This is a genomic window from Lawsonibacter sp. LCP25S3_E2 (assembly GCF_052117285.1).
Taxonomy (GTDB): Bacteria; Bacillota; Clostridia; order Oscillospirales; family Oscillospiraceae; genus Lawsonibacter.
In genome coordinates, this window is sequence record NZ_JBQKJL010000002.1 from 1 (window position 1) to 17,927 (window position 17,927).

Annotated in this window: 21 protein-coding genes and 1 tRNA gene; 14 read left to right on the forward strand and 8 right to left on the reverse strand. The window is 55.5% G+C overall.

The window, feature by feature from the left end; genetic code table 11:
* Window positions 1-324: 324 nt before the first annotated feature.
* Window positions 325-561, reverse strand: a complete 237-nt coding sequence (locus tag ACTQ3R_RS02075) for an HNH endonuclease (RefSeq protein WP_441777749.1) — start codon at window positions 559-561, stop codon at window positions 325-327.
* A gap of 62 nt (window positions 562-623) precedes the next feature.
* On the opposite strand from ACTQ3R_RS02075, the gene ACTQ3R_RS02080 reads away from it, so the two are divergent.
* Entirely contained in the window at window positions 624-974 is a 351-nt protein-coding gene (locus ACTQ3R_RS02080; protein WP_441777750.1) for a helix-turn-helix domain-containing protein, read from the forward strand.
* A 33-nt stretch (window positions 975-1,007) separates the two neighbouring features.
* Here the strand turns inward: ACTQ3R_RS02080 and ACTQ3R_RS02085 are convergent, their stop codons facing one another.
* On the reverse strand, window positions 1,008-1,190 hold the full coding sequence (locus ACTQ3R_RS02085) for a helix-turn-helix domain-containing protein (protein ID WP_441777751.1): 183 nt from the start codon (window positions 1,188-1,190) through the stop codon (window positions 1,008-1,010).
* Window positions 1,191-2,503: 1,313 nt separating this feature from the next.
* On the opposite strand from ACTQ3R_RS02085, the gene ACTQ3R_RS02090 reads away from it, so the two are divergent.
* Window positions 2,504-2,728, forward strand: coding sequence for a helix-turn-helix domain-containing protein (locus ACTQ3R_RS02090; protein ID WP_441777752.1), 225 nt, complete (start codon window positions 2,504-2,506; stop codon window positions 2,726-2,728).
* Between the two features lie 27 nt (window positions 2,729-2,755).
* Window positions 2,756-2,923, forward strand: a complete 168-nt coding sequence (locus ACTQ3R_RS02095; RefSeq protein WP_441777753.1) for a hypothetical protein — start codon at window positions 2,756-2,758, stop codon at window positions 2,921-2,923.
* A 47-nt stretch (window positions 2,924-2,970) separates the two neighbouring features.
* Here ACTQ3R_RS02095 and ACTQ3R_RS02100 read toward each other — a convergent pair.
* Window positions 2,971-3,046 (reverse strand) — tRNA-Pro (locus ACTQ3R_RS02100).
* Window positions 3,047-3,154: 108 nt separating this feature from the next.
* Here ACTQ3R_RS02100 and ACTQ3R_RS02105 point away from each other — a divergent pair.
* From ACTQ3R_RS02105 to ACTQ3R_RS02130, 6 genes are all read left to right on the forward strand, one after another.
* Entirely contained in the window at window positions 3,155-4,201 is a 1,047-nt protein-coding gene (locus tag ACTQ3R_RS02105; protein WP_441777754.1) for a M23 family metallopeptidase, read from the forward strand.
* 101 nt (window positions 4,202-4,302) lie between these two features.
* The gene (locus tag ACTQ3R_RS02110; protein ID WP_441777755.1) at window positions 4,303-4,809 is read left to right on the forward strand and encodes a hypothetical protein; all 507 of its coding nucleotides are present in this window, start codon (window positions 4,303-4,305) and stop codon (window positions 4,807-4,809) included.
* A 33-nt stretch (window positions 4,810-4,842) separates the two neighbouring features.
* A complete protein-coding gene (locus ACTQ3R_RS02115; protein WP_441777756.1) occupies window positions 4,843-6,687 on the forward strand; it encodes a TIGR03960 family B12-binding radical SAM protein in 1,845 nt (614 codons plus the stop codon).
* The gene (locus ACTQ3R_RS02120) at window positions 6,680-7,345 is read left to right on the forward strand and encodes a TIGR03936 family radical SAM-associated protein (RefSeq protein WP_441777757.1); all 666 of its coding nucleotides are present in this window, start codon (window positions 6,680-6,682) and stop codon (window positions 7,343-7,345) included. Before ACTQ3R_RS02115 ends, ACTQ3R_RS02120 begins: the two co-directional genes overlap by 8 nt.
* A 224-nt stretch (window positions 7,346-7,569) precedes the next feature.
* Complete coding sequence (locus tag ACTQ3R_RS02125) at window positions 7,570-8,715, forward strand: sodium ion-translocating decarboxylase subunit beta (RefSeq protein ID WP_441777758.1); 1,146 nt, start codon at window positions 7,570-7,572, stop codon at window positions 8,713-8,715.
* 15 nt (window positions 8,716-8,730) lie between these two features.
* Window positions 8,731-8,859 carry an OadG-related small transporter subunit gene (locus ACTQ3R_RS02130; protein ID WP_441777759.1) on the forward strand — a complete coding sequence of 43 codons (129 nt, stop codon included), beginning with the start codon at window positions 8,731-8,733 and terminating at the stop codon, window positions 8,857-8,859.
* Between the two features lie 100 nt (window positions 8,860-8,959).
* Here ACTQ3R_RS02130 and ACTQ3R_RS02135 read toward each other — a convergent pair whose 3' ends face one another.
* The 3 genes from ACTQ3R_RS02135 to ACTQ3R_RS02145 form a co-directional block, all read right to left on the reverse strand.
* Complete coding sequence (locus ACTQ3R_RS02135; protein WP_441777760.1) at window positions 8,960-9,226, reverse strand: DUF6514 family protein; 267 nt, start codon at window positions 9,224-9,226, stop codon at window positions 8,960-8,962.
* Window positions 9,227-9,432: 206 nt separating this feature from the next.
* Window positions 9,433-9,645, reverse strand: coding sequence for a hypothetical protein (locus ACTQ3R_RS02140; RefSeq protein WP_441777761.1), 213 nt, complete (start codon window positions 9,643-9,645; stop codon window positions 9,433-9,435).
* Between the two features lie 34 nt (window positions 9,646-9,679).
* Window positions 9,680-10,861, reverse strand: a complete 1,182-nt coding sequence (locus tag ACTQ3R_RS02145; RefSeq protein WP_441777762.1) for a nucleoside recognition domain-containing protein — start codon at window positions 10,859-10,861, stop codon at window positions 9,680-9,682.
* 169 nt (window positions 10,862-11,030) lie between these two features.
* On the opposite strand from ACTQ3R_RS02145, the gene ACTQ3R_RS02150 reads away from it, so the two are divergent.
* The 3 genes from ACTQ3R_RS02150 to ACTQ3R_RS02160 are packed head-to-tail and all read left to right on the forward strand — an operon-like array spanning window position 11,031 to window position 13,714.
* Complete coding sequence (locus ACTQ3R_RS02150; protein WP_441777763.1) at window positions 11,031-11,624, forward strand: M48 family metallopeptidase; 594 nt, start codon at window positions 11,031-11,033, stop codon at window positions 11,622-11,624.
* Window positions 11,625-11,648: 24 nt separating this feature from the next.
* A complete protein-coding gene (locus ACTQ3R_RS02155; protein ID WP_441777764.1) occupies window positions 11,649-12,917 on the forward strand; it encodes a replication-associated recombination protein A in 1,269 nt (422 codons plus the stop codon).
* Between the two features lie 23 nt (window positions 12,918-12,940).
* Window positions 12,941-13,714, forward strand: coding sequence for a sulfite exporter TauE/SafE family protein (locus ACTQ3R_RS02160; protein ID WP_441777765.1), 774 nt, complete (start codon window positions 12,941-12,943; stop codon window positions 13,712-13,714).
* 127 nt (window positions 13,715-13,841) lie between these two features.
* On the opposite strand, the gene ACTQ3R_RS02165 is transcribed toward ACTQ3R_RS02160, so the two are convergent.
* Together ACTQ3R_RS02165 and ACTQ3R_RS02170 are read right to left on the reverse strand one after the other, a co-directional pair.
* Complete coding sequence (locus ACTQ3R_RS02165) at window positions 13,842-14,936, reverse strand: DUF3810 domain-containing protein (RefSeq protein ID WP_441777766.1); 1,095 nt, start codon at window positions 14,934-14,936, stop codon at window positions 13,842-13,844.
* Window positions 14,926-16,188: a tRNA(Met) cytidine acetate ligase gene (locus tag ACTQ3R_RS02170; RefSeq protein ID WP_441777767.1), complete on the reverse strand. Its 1,263-nt coding sequence runs from the start codon at window positions 16,186-16,188 to the stop codon at window positions 14,926-14,928. Before ACTQ3R_RS02170 ends, ACTQ3R_RS02165 begins: the two co-directional genes overlap by 11 nt.
* 172 nt (window positions 16,189-16,360) lie before the next feature.
* On the opposite strand from ACTQ3R_RS02170, the gene ACTQ3R_RS02175 reads away from it, so the two are divergent.
* Together ACTQ3R_RS02175 and ACTQ3R_RS02180 are read left to right on the forward strand one after the other, a co-directional pair.
* Window positions 16,361-17,557, forward strand: a complete 1,197-nt coding sequence (locus ACTQ3R_RS02175) for an acetate/propionate family kinase (protein WP_441777768.1) — start codon at window positions 16,361-16,363, stop codon at window positions 17,555-17,557.
* Window positions 17,558-17,714: 157 nt separating this feature from the next.
* The gene (locus ACTQ3R_RS02180) at window positions 17,715-17,915 is read left to right on the forward strand and encodes a DUF951 domain-containing protein (RefSeq protein WP_441777769.1); all 201 of its coding nucleotides are present in this window, start codon (window positions 17,715-17,717) and stop codon (window positions 17,913-17,915) included.
* Window positions 17,916-17,927 lie beyond the last annotated feature (12 nt).

Sequence of the window (17,927 nt, forward strand, 5' to 3'; positions counted from 1 at the left end):
GGCTTTCGGCGGCATAGCCCTTAGTTCTTCGAGCGTAAGGCCGAGCTCCTTAAATCGTTTCATGATGAGCGTGACGGTACTGGAGCCAATACCGTACCGCTTCTGGGTAGTGGCGTATCCGACGTTTTGCTGCCGGAGTTCTATTACGCCGATGATAGTTGAGTAATTTTGCATAGGGTACTCCTTCCTTTATAGATGGCGGCGATATGCCGCAGCACCATTATAAAGGAAAGCACGCCGCTTACATCGGAATGGGCGCTCCGTTCACTTCGGAACGACCACGCCGTTTATGTTGGAATGGGCACTCCGCTCATTTCGGAATGGCTACGCCGTTCGGCCGGAATTTGCAATTGAATCGTTGATGTCATCGCGTTTGGAACGATTGCAGTGTTTACACATACACTGCAGATTCAATTCTCCATCACTTCCGCCGTAGCTCTGAGGGATAATATGATCAATATCTATATCACCCTTTCTAAATTTTTGACCACAGCGAACACATGTGTACCAGCCATGATTACTGGGATTTTTGCGGAAATACTCGTCTCTGTACCTACTCATTTACCTCACTCCTTGGACATCATATAAATGAATTTTGTATTTAGGAGTTCTTTATTGTTGATATGATAGTTGAACCCCTTTTGAGTTATTTTAACTCAAAAGAGGTAAATTTGGCAAGCCTAAATCGTGTACTCTTTCTTTACATACGAGAAAGAAAGAGGGTGGGAGCTATTACTATAGGTGAGGCTGTCCGGCAAAGAATCTTGGAGCTTTGTCAGGAACAAGATATTTCCATCAATGCATTATGTACCAGAAGTGGTGTGACCCAGTCCACCGTGAACAACATCATAAGCCGGCGAAACAACAGCACGACCGTTTCTACGATCAAGAAACTGTGTGATGGGCTGGGGATTGATATTCAGGAGTTCTTCAACTCGGATTTGTTTTTCAATCTGGAGCAGGAGGTCAAATAACACCCTGGACGACATATCGTCCAGGGTGCTTTTTCATAGGTTCGCTTGCGTTCGGATGTATTCCTCCACCGCCTGCCGTGGGATCCTCCAGACCCGACCGTTCCGGTATGCTTTCAGATTATGACTGTTTAAGAGATGATACAGCGCGTTTTTTCCAATTCTCAACGCTTCGCATGCCTCCTCCGTGGTCGTGAGATCATCATATAGTTCCAACATATGGGTACTCCTTTCCGTAATTGGCACAGTTCGTTACTTGGCAGATTGAGCAATAACACTCTGGCATAAGGCCTTTCTTTTTTCGATTGCGAGGCTTGCTTTGTGCAGACAACAGGTTCATTTTGATCAGCTGCTGGTACACCACCATCTCGCTGCGCCCGAGTCTAAGGGCAATCTCTGATATTCCTACGCCTTCGGAATAGAGCTGACCCAACAGCGCGCTGTCTTCTTTACTCCAATACGCTCCGGAGTGTTCTGCTGGCACCTCTCCGGCTCTTAAAAGCAATCAATCGATAAGATTGCTAAAGTGTTACTCGGTTTCAGAAAAATTACAAAAATGTAATTGGATATTATCCTCATGGATATACCCTGGGGCTACCAGGAAAAAGGAATAGTCAGGAGGGGTAATACCCATGAAAGAGAACAAAAAAGAAGCAATCTTTACCTGTGAGCGTTGTCAGGCGGAAGTCTCGTTCCATCAGACGCACGAATTTAATGGGAGAAAGCTGTGCCAGCAGTGTTATGACCGGTATATACCAGCTGTGCATGTTGTGGTGTTCTGCTGCGCCAGGAGTACGTCCGATATGCACCGTATGATTATGCGGAAGAACATCCACTGTGTGATGACTGCATGGATCAGGTCGAGTGCAGCGACATAATTCAGGACTATTATCATAAGCCGGAGCCTACATTTTTCGGGAATGGTCCACGTTTCTTTGGAGTGGAGCTGGAGATTGACGAAACCGGGGAGAGCGGCCGTAAATGCATGGGAATTGCTCAGTATTGCCAATAGAGAAGGGGAGAAGCGGCTTTACTGCAAGCATGACGGTTCGCTGTACGACCGGCATTGCCTATAATGTTGGAGGCACGCTACGGATCTACAAGCGCCCAGTTCCTGCGCACTGCCTGCGCTTCCGGGCTCCAGAACAAAGATTCAGACGGACAGCTATATCGCTGTACAGCTTATTGAGCAGAAAAAAGCCCTCAACTTCGATAGCCTGAAATATATGGCGGAAGAAGTTGAGGGCTCTTTTACATTTACCGTGCTGGATCGAAAAGACCGGCTGTTTATTATTAAAGGGGACCCCCCTCTGTCTGCTTCGCGTTCCATCCCTTGCCACAGGCAGGTGCGGAGCATATCCAGCTTTGGAAAGAATATCAGGAGAAAGCCAGGCAGATAACGGTACTTTGGGCATGAGGGTTCGATTCCCTTCGGAAGTTTGTTTTTACAGCTTTCTGAAGGGATTTTTTGTATCCCGGCAGACTGTAAGAACAGTTTGCCGGGGTTTTTATTTTTAAGAAGGTTTTTCATTGTGAACGAAAAGCATGAATTTGGAGTAAAAAATGACACATGTGAGGCGCTTCCGCTGGTTTTGACAGTACCGGAGGCCGCCGAAAAGCTCCGCATCGGCCTTGGAAGGTGTTATGAACTGACGCGTAGTGGGAGGCTGCGCAGCATCAAGATCGTCAATCGCATTTTGATTCCCAGAACTGCTATTTTTGAGTTTCTGGGGATGACAGAAGTAACGCCTGCATGAGGCCACAGGTAGGAAGAGGTGATATATGTGGAAAAAAGGTGGCAAAAGAGGTGCGCAGGGCGGGGTTCCATCACCCTGGATGCCTACGGCCATGTGACGACACAGATGCAGCAGGCCAGTGCAGACCGGATGGATGCTTACATCCGCACGATCTCTGAGGCGAAAAGGGAAACAAAAAGGGAAAATGAAGGCTGAAAACAGCAAAGGAGCCTTGAAACCCAACAGTTTCAAGGCTCCTAAGGTGGTCCGAGTGGCGGGATTTGAACCCACGGCCTCATGGACCCGAACCATGCGCGCTACCAACTGCGCTACACCCGGATGACCAGCTTAATTATTATATTTTTTTTCCTTCGTTCTGTCAAGTGTAATATCCGATTCTCTCTGGAAATATACTGATATTGCATAAAACAGCAGGGAGGGGCGCTTATGTACGATCAGTCCACGCGGACTGGGTCAAGCTATGGCCGAAGGAACAGCCGCGTCAATGGCCGTTCGGGCGGCCGGACCAGCAGGACAAAAGGAAAAGGCAAGGAGCGGGTGCTGCTGATTCAACTGCTCATTTGTGTGATACTATTTATAACAGTATTTGTGGGAAAAGGCGTATTGCCCGGACGTTTGCTGCAGCTGAGAAATGATGTCCTTCAAATGATTTCACAGGACTTTGATTTTCAAGATGCCTTAGCGGAGCTTGGAGCGTCTTTGGCGGGCGGAAACAGTGTTTTAGCAGACTTCGGAGAATTTTGTGTTGAGGTTTTTGGCGCCGAGGAACAGGAGCAGTCTGTCCAGCCTGTGGAATTTCAAGCCCCTGACCCTGCGGCGGTGCTGACCTCGGAACTTGCTTTCCTCAGCAATCAGCCCGACACGCTGACCAGAACAGAGCATTACTCATCTCTGACTGAATTGGGAATTACGTTAAGCAAAAAGGAAGAGCCTGCAGCAGAAGAATCGAAAGAAGAGGATTCGGAGTATAAAGGAGCCATTATGCCCGCGGGCAAGGTGTTTCGCCTATCCGACTACGATGGTCCCGCACTTCCCAATAACTATACCATGGATGTGCTGTCGTTTGGTGGGATAGAAACTATGACGCCGGTATTGGGGCACATGAATTCTCCCTATGGTTACCGTACACATCCGGTCAATGGTCAGGAAGGGGACTTTCATGGAGGCGTAGACATCGGCGGTCAAACGGGGGACCCTATAAGAGCCTTTGCCAGTGGAACGGTGGAGTACATTGGCCAGGATAATTCCTATGGCATGTATCTGCAAATTGACCATGGAAACGGTGTGAAGTCCTTCTATGCCCATTGCAGCCAGCTTCTGGTTCGAAAGGGACAGCAAGTCACCATTGGAGATACTGTGGCACTGGTAGGTTCCACCGGAACAGCTACAGGGCCTCACCTGCATCTGGAATTGAAGTATGAAAAGATGCATGTCAATCCTGCCTATTACGTGGAATTTTTAAACGACCAATGAGGATTGGGCGGCTGGAAATAACGGGGGGCTTCTTTCTGCTGCTGGCCTGGCTGAACTACCTGGACCGGCAGCTGATTCTCCCCATGGCGGCAGTGTCCTGTATGTTCCATGAACTAGGGCATTATCTGGTCATTCGCCTGGTTGGGGGAGATGTTAAGCTCATTCGCCTGACTGCAATCGGTGCGGAGATGGTCGTCGCACGCCCATTGAACTATTGGCAGGAAGGGCTTGCCGCACTGGCGGGTCCAGCGGTTAATATCATACTGGCATTGGTATTCTGTTCGTGGCGCTGGGGGGCGGGTTTTGCAGGGCTCAATTTGGTGCTGGCCCTGTTTAATCTGATCCCAGTGGGGCGTTTGGATGGGGGGCGGGCGCTCAATTGCCTGCTGTCGCTGCTGGCAGGGCCATGGTGTGCACAGAAGGTGGGAGAAAAGCTGGATGTGTTCTTTGCTGCCCTCACGCTGTGCGCAGGGGTGTGGATTGCTTCCAACGGGAAGAATTTTACCCTTTTATTGGTTGCGCTTTGGCTGCTGGGTGGGGCTTTCAAACAAAATCATAGGAATTATAGAAAAAAGGCTTGCCAGCACAGAAGGAAACCAGTACAATAAAAGGTACGCGTAAGATGACCTGGAGGGAAGATCATGAACCGTACCTTGGAACAAATTCTGCCAAAGGTGCAGAAGCCGGCCCGCTATACCGGCGGAGAATATAACGCGGTGGTCAAAGACCGGGGAGAGGTAGACCTGCGCTATGCCCTGTGTTTTCCGGACACCTATGAGATTGGCATGTCCAATTTGGGCTGCCGGATTCTTTATGGGGTTATGAACCGGGAAAAGGGAGTCTGGTGTGAGCGGTGCTATGCCCCATGGGGAGACATGGAGGAGGAGATGCGCCGGGAGGGCCTGCTTCTCTATGGCCTGGAAAGCGGAGACCCCATTTCTGATTTTGACATTATTGGGTTTTCCCTGGGCTATGAGATGGCCTATACCAATGTGCTCAATATGCTGGATCTGGCCGGGCTTCCCCTGCGCTCCGAGGAGCGGCCTCAGCTTACCCCCCTGGTGGTGGCCGGTGGGACCTGCTGCTATAATCCAGAGCCCCTTGCCCCCTTTGTCGACTTCTTTGTCCTGGGTGAGGGAGAAGAAGTTACCCTGGAGTATATTGAGCTCTACCGGCAGGCCCGAGAGGAGTGCTGGACGAAGGAGGAGTTCCTCCAAGAGGCAGCCAAGATCCCCGGCATCTATGTCCCCTCCTTCTATGAGCCTGTCTATGGCGCGGACGGTACGCTGGAGGAGCTGGCGATCGTGGAGGGCTCCGGAGCCCCGGAGAAGGTGACAAAGCGGGTGGTTGAGGACATGGATCGGTCCTACTTCCCCGTAAAAACCATCATTCCCTCCACGGAGATCGTCCATGACCGGGTGATGCTGGAGCTGTTCCGGGGCTGTATCCGGGGGTGCCGGTTCTGTCAGGCTGGATATGTGTACCGTCCGGTGCGCAACCGCAATCCAAAGCTGCTGGCAGAGTACGGGAAGGCGGCTTGTGAGGACTCCGGTTATCAGGAGATGACGCTGTCCTCCTTGTCTTCCACCGACTATCCCTGCCTGCTGGAGCTGTGTGACGAGCTGCTGGACTACTGCGCCCCCCGTGATATTGGACTGTCCCTGCCCTCACTCCGGGCGGATACCTTCTCCATGAATCTGATGGAGCGGCTTCAGCGGGTGCGCAAAGGCGGACTGACCTTTGCGCCTGAAGCGGGGACCCAGCGCCTGCGGGACGCGATCAACAAGAATCTTCGGGAGGAGGACCTGCTTCAGTCGGTGCGTACCGCCTTTGCGGGTGGCTGGAGCGGCGTAAAGCTCTACTTTATGCTTGGCTTGCCCACGGAGACCGACGAAGATGTGCTGGGGATCGCTGACCTGGCTCGAAAGGTCTACTTTGCCTGGCGGGAGTGTACCCCCAACAAGGCCAGAGGGGTGCGGATCACAGTGTCTACCTCTTGGTTTGTGCCAAAGCCCCACACGGCCTTCCAGTGGGAGGCTCAGATTCCCGTGGAAGAGTATCAGCGCCGGGTGAACCTTCTCCGGGATGCCCTGAAACGGGACAAGTCCATCACTTACAACTGGCATGACCCGGAGACCAGCTATCTGGAGGCTATCTTCTCCCGTGGAGACCGGCGCCTGGCTGACGTATTGGAGTGGGCCTGGGAGCACGGGGCCAAAATGGATTCCTGGACGGAGTATTTCGATTTTCAGCGTTGGATGGACGCTCTGGAGGCCTGCGGCCTGGATGGGGATTTCTACGCCCACCGGGAGCGGGGGAGAGACGAGGTCTTCCCCTGGTGCCGCATTGACCCCATGGTGAGCACCGACTTTTTGTGGCGGGAGCGGGAGCTGTGCTATCAGTCCCAGACGACCCCGGACTGCCGCACCCGCTGCTCCGGCTGCGGGGCCAACCGGCTGCTGTCAGGAGGTGTGTGCAATGGCTGATCGTCTGCTCTTTTCCAAAACAGGACGGGCCCGGTATATTTCTCATCTGGACCTTATGCGCACCTTCCAGCGGGCCTTTGCGCGGGCGAAGATCCCCATTAAGCACACGGAGGGGTTTCATCCCCATCCCTTTGTCTCCATCGCTCTGCCCCTGTCTGTGGGCTATTCCAGCGAGTGTGAGATTTTGGAGTTTGGACTTCTGGAGGGGACGGACCCTGAGACGGTCCCTGCCCGGCTGACCGCCGCTATGCCAGAGGGAATCACCGTTCATCAGTGCTATCCCGCCCAGCGGAAGCTGAAGGAACTTTCTTATGTCAATTATATCATGAACTTCGAATATCCCGAAGGGCGGCCCCAGGAGTGTGAGCCTGCCATCGCGCAGCTGCTGGGGCGGGAAAGCCTGGTGGTGGAGAAGAAGTCCAACAAGTCAAAAAAGGGGTATACAGAGGTAGATTTGATCCCTCTGATCCGGGAATGGAACGTAGAATGCCAGAGCGATACCATGACGTTGAGTATGGTGGTGTCCGCTCAGAATCCGGGACTCAATCCGGAGCTGATCCGCGCTGCCTTTTGCCGGGAATATCCCCAGTTTGCCCCTCAGTTTGTCACCTTCCACCGCCGTGAGGTGCTGGATGCAGAGGGGAACCTGTTCCGTTGAGGGAAAAGTTTTCCTTGACAAAGGCTTTTTAATGTGATAGCATCCCACACAAGCAAAGGGGAGTAGTCGGCGCGCCTCGGCGCGCGGCACCGGCCAACATCATGGGAGTTTTCCCTGGCCATGCCTGAAATGACAAGACCTGCGTTCCGTGCGGAACGCAGGTCTTTTTGTTTCGCGCACACTTCTTTTGGGAAGGATAGAAAAAAACGAAGGGAAGTAGAAGCATGGGATTTGAATTTTTGTGGGAAGGCCTGCTCTCGATCACACCGCAGCAGGTCGTTATGTATGTAGTGGGTGCGGTCCTCATTTGGCTGGCCATTGAAAAGGGCTTTGAGCCGGCGCTGCTTATGCCCATGGGCTTTGGCGCCATTCTGGTGAACCTGCCTCTGTCCGGCGTGATCAACCAGGTGAGTGCAGGGGTGGGGGAGACCCACGGCATTATTCAGTGGCTCTTTGAGGTGGGCATTGAGGCCAGCGAGGCCATGCCCATTCTGCTGTTTATCGGCATCGGAGCCATGATCGACTTTGGCCCTCTGCTGGCCAACCCCAAGCTCTTCCTGTGCGGTGCCGCCGCGCAGGCAGGCATCTTCCTGACCATTCTGATTGCTGCCGGCCTGGGCTTTGACATTAAGGACGCCGCCTCCATCGGCATCATCGGCGCCGCGGATGGTCCCACGTCCATCCTGGTGTCCCAGACTCTGAAGAGCAACTATGTGGGTGCCATCGCTGTGGCTGCCTACTCCTATATGGCTCTGGTGCCCATCATCCAGCCCTTTGCCATTAAGCTGGTGACCACCAAGAAGGACCGGGCCATGCGTATGCCCTACCAGCCCAAGGGAGTGACCCGCCGGATGCGGATCATGTTCCCCATTATCGTAACGGTCATTGCCGGCCTGGTAGCGCCCTCCTCTGTGGCTCTGGTGGGCTTCCTCATGTTCGGTAACCTGATCCGGGAGTGTGGGGTGCTGACCACCCTGTCCAACACCGCCCAGAATGACCTGGCCAATCTCATTACCCTGCTGCTGGGTATCACCATCTCCTTCTCCATGAAGGCGGACCAGTTTGTCCAGCCGCAGACCCTGATGATCATGGGCCTGGGCCTGGTGGCCTTTGTTCTGGACTCCGTGGTGGGTGTGCTGTTTGTAAAGGTCCTGAATCTGATTACCCCCAAGAATAAGATCAACCCCATGGTGGGTGCGGCGGGTATTTCCGCCTTCCCCATGTCTGCCCGTGTCATTGAGAAGCTGGGCCAGGAGGCCGACTCCCAGAACCACCTGCTCATGCATGCCATCGCCGCCAATGTGTCCGGCCAGATCGCCTCTGTGGTGGCCGGTGGCGTGGTCCTGCAGTACTTTGCCAACCTGGGCTGATAGGAGGAAACTGAAATGAGTGAAAACGTCATGATGGCCCTGGAAATGATGGGTCAGGGTATGCTGGGAATCTTTGTCGTGCTGGGCGTGATCGCCCTGCTGGTACTGCTGCTGCAGAAGCTCGACAGCAAAAAGAAAAAGTAAAGTCTTTTTACAAAAGCCGGACAGCCTGCTTCCATAGGCCGTCCGGCTTATTTTATGGCCCATTCCCTTGAACCTGGGACGGGGGAGTGCTGGGAGCGTTTCAAAGCCAGTCCTCCACCACGTCTGCCAGTCCGGCCGGACCAACTTTGTTGTCCACCAGCAGCGTCATAAGCTGGTCGATGCGGGCTGCGCTGGTGGTAAGAGCGGGACAGCAGGCCTCGTCTCCCGCCTCCTCCGCAATGCGGACCCCGTAGTTCTCGCAGGCAAAGCGGGGGGTCTCCACCTGATCTACCGTTAAGTAGTAGTGAAAGAGCCTTTGGGCTCCCTGCGGATCCTCGCAGCGTCGGGTTGCAATTTTTAATTCCATGATATGGTATCTTCCTTCCGTAAAATGGATTTACGACCACATTATATAGTGCTTGTTTGGGAGAGGGAAGAAAAACATATCGCAGAAATTTGCCCGCTTCTCCATTCTTCGCCCTCTGGGCTGGCGAGCGGGGGAGAAGATTGTCGGCAGAAGGGGAGAAGAGGAAGAAAAAACCTCTGTAAAGGATAATCCTTTACAGAGGTTTTTCATAGCTTAAAATCCTCATCGGTTAATCCTGCACCGGCAAGCTTTGTGGGGCGGGGCGGGATACGCCGCAGGGGATCATATTTAAATCGGTGGCAGTGGGAGCCGGCGGCCATAACTCCCTTTTTGGGGCAAAGGATTTGCTCCTCTCCCAGCTCCCGCCCGTGAACACAGTAGGCGCAGCGGGGTTCGATCCCCTTTTGGAACAGGCCCATGGGAATCCCTCCTTGTCTCAGGTGTTTTTGCTTATTATACTACACTCCGTCTGGGTTTTCCACTGCTTTTTTTCACCACATAGATTGCAAGGGCCAGAAACAGCAGCCATACGGCCCAGGCAGCCACGGCAGAGATGGTGAGGGCCTGGTGAAAGTCCAGGTGTGCGATGGTCTCGGTCTGCTGGATCAAGTAGTAGGATACAGGATCACTGAGAGGGAAAAGGGTGCACAGTGCGGAGGCGATGAGGGAAGAGAACACCCCGTGGAGGAGCTTTCCCACCACATAGGTGCGCATAGAAAGGCCGCTGTCCCCCAAAAAGGCCAGGACCTGACAGTGAACGGATACCCCGGCCCACCCCAGCATAAAGGCGGCCATGGACAGCCGTCCGGTGAGTGTGCCGTCTGTCAGGGAGGATACCCCGGAGGAAACCTCCAAAAGGCCGGTGATCAGACGTCTGGCCCACAGTTCATTCAGGCCCAGAGGCGAAAAAAATCCCGCTATGCCATGGGCCAGAGCCCCCAATACTCCCGCATAAGACAAAAGCCGGAGAAAGACGGTAAAAAAGAGGACGAAGGCGCAGATGTTAAGGGCGGAAGTCATCGCCCCGGTGATGGAGTGGGTAAAGGCCACGGGAAAGCTGGCCGCCTGGAACTGGGGCCCGCCCTGTCGGTAGGTGCGGGGGCACTGGGAGGGCTTGTAAAAGCGAAAAATCAGTCCCACCGCCAGGGACGCCAGAATATGGGCCAGGTAGAGCATGAGCCCCGCCCTTCCGCTGCCGAAAACACCTGCCCCCACCACGCCCAGGATAAACGCGGGCCCGCTGTTGTTGCAAAAAGCCAGAAGCCGCTCGGCCTCCGTGCGGGAGCATTGACCATCTTGATAGAGTGCGATCGCAGTGCGGGCTCCCACCGGATAGCCTCCCACAAAGCCCAGAGCCAGGGCGGCAGCGCAGGTGCCGTTTACCCGGAAGAGAGGGGCCATCACATTCTCCAGCAGCCGCCCCAGATACCGGGACATTCCCAGCTCGACCACCAGAGAGGACAGCACAAAAAAGGGGAACAGAGAGGGCACGATCACATTCCCACACAGATTCAGTCCGTCCTTCATGGCGGCCATGGCCTCTCCTGGCCACAGTACCAGGGCCAGGGCCGTCCACAATAGGCCAAACCCCAGCAGAGCGTCCCGGTACTGTGCTTTTCCCACGATCCGGCCCACGGCCAACCACCTCCAAAGAAGAACTCCTTTTGGAAGATATGAAGCAGATCCGGGCAGTTTGCCTGTCCCGTCTGGGAAACGGAAAAATTTTTGATTTTAGGGGAAAAGAATTGCGGGGACGGACACTTTTCGATATAATAATAAAGTTAAGGAAAGGAGCGGCGTGAGTATGTCACAAACGAAACAGCCTCTCCCGGAGCCCGTCCGGCGGCTGGACACCCCGGAGGGGACTATTTTTTATGTGCTGCGCCGCAAGCGGGTAAAAAACCTGAACCTTCGGGTGGGAGCCGGCGGAGTGGCAGCACTGTCCATTCCGTGGAATCTGCCCCAGAGCCGGGCAGAGGAGTTTTTAAGAGAAAAGAGCGGCTGGATCTTGAACCACATGAGAAGGGCGCGAGAGGTCAAATCCGACCTGTTGCCCCAGCCATCCCGTGAGCTGTGCGCCCGGCAGTTGATGGAGGCCCTGCTGCGAATGTACCCTTTGGTGGAGGGATACGGTGTGTTCCTTCCCCGGTTAAAGCTGCGAACGATGAAGAGCCAGTGGGGCAACTGCCACTGGGCCCAGGGGTATATCACCCTGAACACAGCCCTGTGCCGCTGCCCGGAGAAGCTCAGGGACTATGTAGCCCTCCATGAGCTCGTCCATTTTCTCCACCACGACCACGGCCCCGGCTTTTATGAAACGATGGACGCCCTCATGCCCGACTGGCGGGAGCGGCGCAAGGAACTCAAGGGATATGGGGCAGCCCTGGAGAGCCCATAGACGGTGAAAAAAGGAAGTGTTACTATGGCATACCGTCCCCTGGCGGACGAAATCCGGCCCCAAAGCCTGGACGAGGTGGTGGGGCAGTCTCATATTTTAGGAAAGGACGGACTTCTGCGGCGGATCGTAGAAGGGGGAAACATCCCCAACCTCATTTTCTATGGGCCGTCTGGAACGGGGAAGACCACCGTGGCCAATATCATCGCCCAGCGCACCAACCGGCCCCTTCACCGGCTGAACGCCACCACCGCATCCATCTCGGACATCAAGGATATTATGGCCGACATCGGCACCTTGCTGGCCCCGGAGGGGGTGCTTTTGTACCTGGACGAGATTCAGTATTTTAATAAAAAGCAGCAGCAGTCCCTATTGGAGTTTATGGAGGACGGCCGCATCACGCTGATCGCCTCCACCACAGAGAACCCCTTCTTTGCGGTGTTTGGGGCGGTGCTGTCCCGCGCTACGGTCTTTGAGTTTAAGCAGATCACGGCCCAGGAGGTGCTCCCCGCCATTGACCGGGGGATCGCCATCATGGGCGAGCGCCTGGGAGGCCAGGTCGTCTGTGAGGACGGCGTACGGGAACACATCGCCTCGGCCTGCGGAGGAGATGTGCGAAAGGCGATGAATGCCATCGAGCTGCTCCTGAACGCGGCCAGACGGGAGCAAGGAAAAATCCTTGTCACCCTGGACGATGCTCAGACGGCGGCCCAAAAGTCGGCCATGCGCTATGACCGGGAGGGAGACGCCCACTTTGATATTGCTTCCGCCCTGATGAAGTCCCTCCGGGGGTCTGACCCGGACGCGGCCCTTCACTATTTGGCACGGCTGCTGGAGGCGGGGGACATGATCACCGCCATCCGGCGCATCCTCTGCTCGGCCAGTGAAGACATCGGCATGGCCTATCCCATGGCGGTGCCCATTGTAAAGGCCTGCGTGGACAATGCCCTCCAGTTGGGTCTGCCGGAGGCCCGGCTGCCTTTGGCGGAGGCGGTGATCCTTCTGGCCACTGCGCCCAAGTCCAACAGCGCCTGCATGGCCATTGACCGGGCTATGGCCGATGTGCGGGCCGGGAAGGTGGGGGACATTCCCAGGGAGCTGCAGAATGTGCACGCTGATTCTGCGGGCATGGAACGGGAACAGGGGTATAAGTACCCCCACAGCTACCCCCACCACTGGGTGGAGCAGCAGTATCTGCCCTATGATCTGGCAGGAGCAGCCTATTATCAATATGGAGACAACAAGACGGAACAGGCCGCAAAGCGGTACTGGGATGAGATCAAAAAGAGGCCCTGAGGGCAGATGCAGGAGAGAGAAGCATGGAATGGTCAGAACTGATTCGGATTTGGGCGATTGTTTGCCCACTGGTGTTTTTAGGGGGGCTGGTGGACTCGGTGGCCGGCGGCGGGGGACTGATCACCCTGCCGGCCTATCTGCTGGCGGGTCTGCCTGCCCACAATGCCGCCGCCACTAACAAGTGCGGCAACGCCTTCGGTACGTTTCTGGCCACCGGCCGCTTTTTAAAGCGGGGACAGGTCCATATGCCCAGCGCCATTGCCGGCGGTATCGGAGCCCTGGTGGGGGCCTGGGTAGGGGCAAAGCTCAATATGATCATGCCGGAGCAGGTACTCTACTATCTGCTGCTGGCTGTGGTGCCGGTGATGGCGGTGTTTCTTATTTTCAAGCGGAACTTTGGCATGGAAAATCACTCCGATACCTTTTCCAAGGGACAACTGCTGACCATGGCGCTGGGGATTGGCCTGGTCATTGGGGCCTATGACGGTTTCTTTGGCCCCGGTGCCGGGACCTTCCTTATGCTGGCCTTTACCGGGCTTTGTAAATTTGATTTGCTTACCGCCTCGGGAAACACGAAGGTGGCCAACTCCGCCAGCAACCTGGCCTCTCTGGTGACCTTCGCGTTGGCGGGCAAGGTGCTGTGGGCCATCGGAATCCCGGCCGCTATCTGCGGCATTGCCGGAAATTACGTGGGGTCCGGCCTGGCGCTGAAGGGCGGGGCCAAAATCATCCGCCCTATGTTCTTTGTGGTCCTTTCCCTGCTGGTCATCCGGCTGGTCTATGACCTGGTGGCTTGAGAGCGGCGAATTTTAGAAAAATACTTTTTATGTGATAAGCCGGCCGTCTAGATAGACGGCCGGCTTTCTGCGTTATCTATGAAGGTAAAAGGAAGCTGCGTATAAAGTTCTTTTGCTTACTTTTCTTTCAAGAAAAGTAAGTGACCAGAAGATCTACGCAGGAGCCGTAGGAACGGATGCCCAGTTCCTGATCGTTCCCCTTCAAAAAGCTGTCGTACACTTCAGCGGCCTTCTCCTCCACCGGGGAGGAGCGCTGGGCCCAGTAAGCGTTGTTGTCGTTCCAGTCGGTGGACAGTTCCGGAGTAAAGTACTCCTCTGCGATCCCATACCAGAGATCCGGAGCCACGGGGTAGAGGGCGTTGCACAGGTGGATCAGGCCCATGAGATAGCCGGAGTATTGAAAGACCAAATCGTCACTGGTCACACAGGCGGCAATGCCCACAAAGTTGGCCTCGTCCTCCAAAGCTACCATACGCTGATGGGACATCTCGTGGGCGATGGTGACGGGGAGGAGGCAGAGGGGGGCATCCACATTCACGTTTGCTTCTCCGGTGATGGGGGAGTAGATCCCGGTAAAGCCTAAAAGACTTTGAAGTTTAGAACATAGGAGAGGTTTTGCTTTCACCGATTTCATGGACAAGCAAGGGAATTCCCTTGACAGATTGTCATAAATGGAAACCCCTCGATCAAAGCACGTTGACCGGTCCTGTGCAAAATGTCCGGCTTCGTCCCGCTCCACCTGGGTGGACAGCCGGGCGGCGTTCTGGGCAAAGAGCTCCGTGACCGCAGCTAACGTTTCTACGGAGTAGGGCTCTGTCTCCAGCCCGGAACGCTGGGAAAAGGAGGGGATATAATAGGCAGCGTTCCACAGCCAGCACACGCCAGCCCAGATCCACAGAAAAACTGCCCCCAGAGCGCACAGCCGCCGGAGAAAGGAGAGGACTCCCTGCCCCCGGACCAGCAGCACCACCGCCCGGACCAGCCAGATCAGGCAAAAGACCAGGAACAAAAGGAGCAGTACTTCTCCCACAGAAAAGGGAACCAGGGCGGTAAGCCGCCCCAATTGCTGTTCCAGGGGAGCCATCACTCCGAATACCCAGGCAGATAGGAGCTCTTGTCTGGAGTGAAGCAGTTCAAACAGGCAGATAAGCGCCAGGGGAAGCAAAACTGCGCCTCCCCAGCGCCAGAGGGAAGAAGACCGGCGAGAGGTGTTATCGTTCATCAGCGGCCTCCTCCAGTACCACCGGGCCCGTCCGCCACTCCCGGCCAGGGGAAGGGACCGTCTCGAAGCACAGGTCATACAGGTCGGTACACCGGCTCTCCAATTCAAAGAGTCTCTGCCCTTCGGGAGAGAGGGTTCGGGCGTGGGCGGGTTTTGTGAGAATGGGCAGGGCGGCACGCTCCTTCATGTCCCGGAGCAGTCCCCGACCTCGCGTGTTGATCCCCAATACCCGAAGATAAGGGGGCTTGTCCGGAATCTCTGCCTGTATGATGCCCAAGTAGGCCCGGAGGATGAGTCTGCGCAGGCGAGCATGCGTAAAGCGCTTCACCTTTACAAGATTAAAGAACTCCTGAACGCTGACACAGGTCCGTCCGGCCCGTTCCAGACGCTGGGGGAGCCCCTCTGCCTGACCGGAGTCGGGGAGGCGGGCCCAGTCCTCGGCAGTCATTGTCCGGAGTTTGGCCAGAATGGCCCGCTCCACCCGTTCCAGGCCGGGCAGGCCCACCGTGTTTCCTTCCAACAGGGCACGGCCCGCTGGGACCAGATAGGGTTCCGCCTGGTCCCAATGGCCCTCCATGAGTTCCATGCGCAGTTGGGTGGCGGAGACAAACTGGGGCATAGCAGCGGGATCAGACAGGGAATTACCATCTCCATTTTGGATGACGACCACTCCGTTGTGCTGTGCCCCCCGGCGCTGGATGGTCATGGGACGGATGGAGGAGTGAAGGGCATCCAGAGAGCGGATATATTCAATGCCAAGATTGTTGTTAGGACGGGCGAGGGGGGAGGCGGCCTCCGCTCCCAAGATAGCCTCTGCCGCCTTCTGGCGGCACTGGGCGAAGGGAAGGCCCGTATCTGCCAGCTTTTTTATGTTCTCCTGACAGGATGGGGAGCTCAGACAGCGGGCAATTTGAACCAGAGACTCTGTGGAGCCGCATTCGCTGCCGAAGGAGAGATGATCGACCAGTCCGGAGGCATCCAACAGAGTTACCGCGCCCCGCGCAAATCCTTCTGCGGACGCGGTGGCCCATACGGTGGGAAGTTCCAACACCAGGTCCGCGCCCCCCATGAGAGCCATTTTAGCGCGCAGCCACTTGTCTGCAATGGCACAGTCCGCCTGCTGGACCCAATTGCCGCTCATTACGATGGCCACCGCACTGTCTGCGCCGACCAGACGGCGGCTCTCCTGAATCTGATATGCGTGGCCGGAATGAAAGGGATTGTACTCGGCAACGATGCCAATTACCTGCATGAGGTTGACCTCCTGATGGAATATCTTCCTTTTTTTTCGAAAAGTGGTTGTCTTTCCAGCTAAAGCGCTGTATCATAGTTTTATAAACTGGGCGCGCCTTTATTTTATTACATTCTGGACGGTAAGGCAACCCGACGAAATTTAAAATTGAATTGTGAAGGAGACGATTCCCATGAACATTCTGGTGATCAATGCGGGCAGTTCTTCCCTGAAGTACCAGCTGCTCAACCCCGAGACTCAGCAGGTGCTGGCCAAGGGCCTGTGCGAGCGGATCGGCATTGACGGCAAGTTCACCTATAAGCCCGATGGCAAGCAGGTCATCAAGGAGGCCGATGTGGCCATGCCCACCCACTCCGAGGCTATCCAGGCCGTGCTCAACGCTCTGGTAGACCCTGAGAACGGTGTGATCGGCTCCATGAAGGAGATCGACGCGGTGGGTCACCGTGTGGTTCACGGCGGCGAGAAGTTTGCCAAGAGCGTGCTCATTACCGACGAGGTCATGGCTGCTATCGAGGAGTGCAACCCCCTGGCTCCTCTGCATAACCCCGCTAATATCATTGGTATCAAGGCCTGTCAGGCTCTTATGCCTAACACCCCTATGGTGGCTGTGTTCGACACCGCTTTCCACCAGACCATGCCCCCCGTGGCCTACACCTATGCGCTTCCCTATGAGTATTATACCCAGGATAAGGTCCGCCGCTACGGCTTCCATGGCACCTCCCACAAGTATGTGGCCGGCCGGGCCGCTGCCATGCTGGGCAAGCCCGTTGAGGAGCTGAAGCTGATCTCCTGCCACCTGGGTAATGGTTCCTCCGTCACCGCCATCGATGGCGGCAAGAGCGTGGATACCTCCATGGGCTTCACGCCTTTGGCTGGTCTGCCCATGGGCACCCGTTCCGGTGACCTGGACGCCGGTATCCTGGAGTACCTGATGAAAAAGCACGGCTATTCCATCGATGAGATGCTCAATATCCTGAACAAGAAGTCCGGCGTGCTGGGCATTTCCGGTGTGTCCTCCGACTTCCGTGACCTGGAGGATGCTGCTCCCAAGGGCAACCAGCGGGCTCAGCTGGCGCTGGATTCCTTCGATTACAACGTAAAGAAGCTCATCGGTGCCTATGCTGCCGCCATGGGCGGGGTGGACGCCATCATCTTCACGGCCGGCGTGGGCGAGAATGGCCCCGATACCCGTGCCAATGCGGTTTCCGGCCTGGAGTACATGGGTGTGAAGCTGGACGCTGAGAAGAACAAGGTCCGCGGCAAGGAAGCAGATGTATCTGCGGATGACGCCAAGGTCCGGGTCCTGGTCATCCCCACCAATGAGGAGCTTATGATCGCCATGGATACTGCCGCTCTGGTGAAGGGCTGAGCGGTTCCATTCATTCAAAGCACTTTTCTGACGATCCCAGACCTAAAGGGCTCCCGGCCGCTGCCGGGGGCCCTTTCTTTCTCCTGCTGCCGTGTCCGTTGACAATTACAAAAATACCATATTATAATGGAGCAAGAACAATAACGGGGGAACTGGTATGGATATCCATGTAAATGACATATTAAAAATGAAGAAAGCCCACCCCTGCGGAAGTCAGGAATGGCTTGTCCTTCGGGTTGGGATGGATTTTAAAATCCGCTGCCAGGGCTGCGGCCACGAGGTCATGCTGCCCCGGAGCAAAGTGGAGAAGAATATCCGAAAAGTTATGCGGGAGGGGCAGTACATCGATCTGCCCTGAGAAAGGATGAAT

Coding starts and splice junctions, on each gene's coding strand:
- ACTQ3R_RS02075 (WP_441777749.1), bottom strand. CDS start 561: ATGAGTAGGTACAGAGACGAGTATTTCCGCAAAAATCCCAGTAATCAT.
- ACTQ3R_RS02080 (WP_441777750.1), top strand. CDS start 624: ATGATAGTTGAACCCCTTTTGAGTTATTTTAACTCAAAAGAGGTAAAT.
- ACTQ3R_RS02085 (WP_441777751.1), bottom strand. CDS start 1,190: ATGTTGGAACTATATGATGATCTCACGACCACGGAGGAGGCATGCGAA.
- ACTQ3R_RS02105 (WP_441777754.1), top strand. CDS start 3,155: ATGTACGATCAGTCCACGCGGACTGGGTCAAGCTATGGCCGAAGGAAC.
- ACTQ3R_RS02110 (WP_441777755.1), top strand. CDS start 4,303: ATGTTCCATGAACTAGGGCATTATCTGGTCATTCGCCTGGTTGGGGGA.
- ACTQ3R_RS02115 (WP_441777756.1), top strand. CDS start 4,843: ATGAACCGTACCTTGGAACAAATTCTGCCAAAGGTGCAGAAGCCGGCC.
- ACTQ3R_RS02120 (WP_441777757.1), top strand. CDS start 6,680: ATGGCTGATCGTCTGCTCTTTTCCAAAACAGGACGGGCCCGGTATATT.
- ACTQ3R_RS02125 (WP_441777758.1), top strand. CDS start 7,570: ATGGGATTTGAATTTTTGTGGGAAGGCCTGCTCTCGATCACACCGCAG.
- ACTQ3R_RS02130 (WP_441777759.1), top strand. CDS start 8,731: ATGAGTGAAAACGTCATGATGGCCCTGGAAATGATGGGTCAGGGTATG.
- ACTQ3R_RS02135 (WP_441777760.1), bottom strand. CDS start 9,226: ATGGAATTAAAAATTGCAACCCGACGCTGCGAGGATCCGCAGGGAGCC.
- ACTQ3R_RS02140 (WP_441777761.1), bottom strand. CDS start 9,645: ATGGGCCTGTTCCAAAAGGGGATCGAACCCCGCTGCGCCTACTGTGTT.
- ACTQ3R_RS02150 (WP_441777763.1), top strand. CDS start 11,031: ATGTCACAAACGAAACAGCCTCTCCCGGAGCCCGTCCGGCGGCTGGAC.
- ACTQ3R_RS02155 (WP_441777764.1), top strand. CDS start 11,649: ATGGCATACCGTCCCCTGGCGGACGAAATCCGGCCCCAAAGCCTGGAC.
- ACTQ3R_RS02160 (WP_441777765.1), top strand. CDS start 12,941: ATGGAATGGTCAGAACTGATTCGGATTTGGGCGATTGTTTGCCCACTG.
- ACTQ3R_RS02165 (WP_441777766.1), bottom strand. CDS start 14,936: ATGAACGATAACACCTCTCGCCGGTCTTCTTCCCTCTGGCGCTGGGGA.
- ACTQ3R_RS02170 (WP_441777767.1), bottom strand. CDS start 16,188: ATGCAGGTAATTGGCATCGTTGCCGAGTACAATCCCTTTCATTCCGGC.
- ACTQ3R_RS02175 (WP_441777768.1), top strand. CDS start 16,361: ATGAACATTCTGGTGATCAATGCGGGCAGTTCTTCCCTGAAGTACCAG.
- ACTQ3R_RS02180 (WP_441777769.1), top strand. CDS start 17,715: ATGGATATCCATGTAAATGACATATTAAAAATGAAGAAAGCCCACCCC.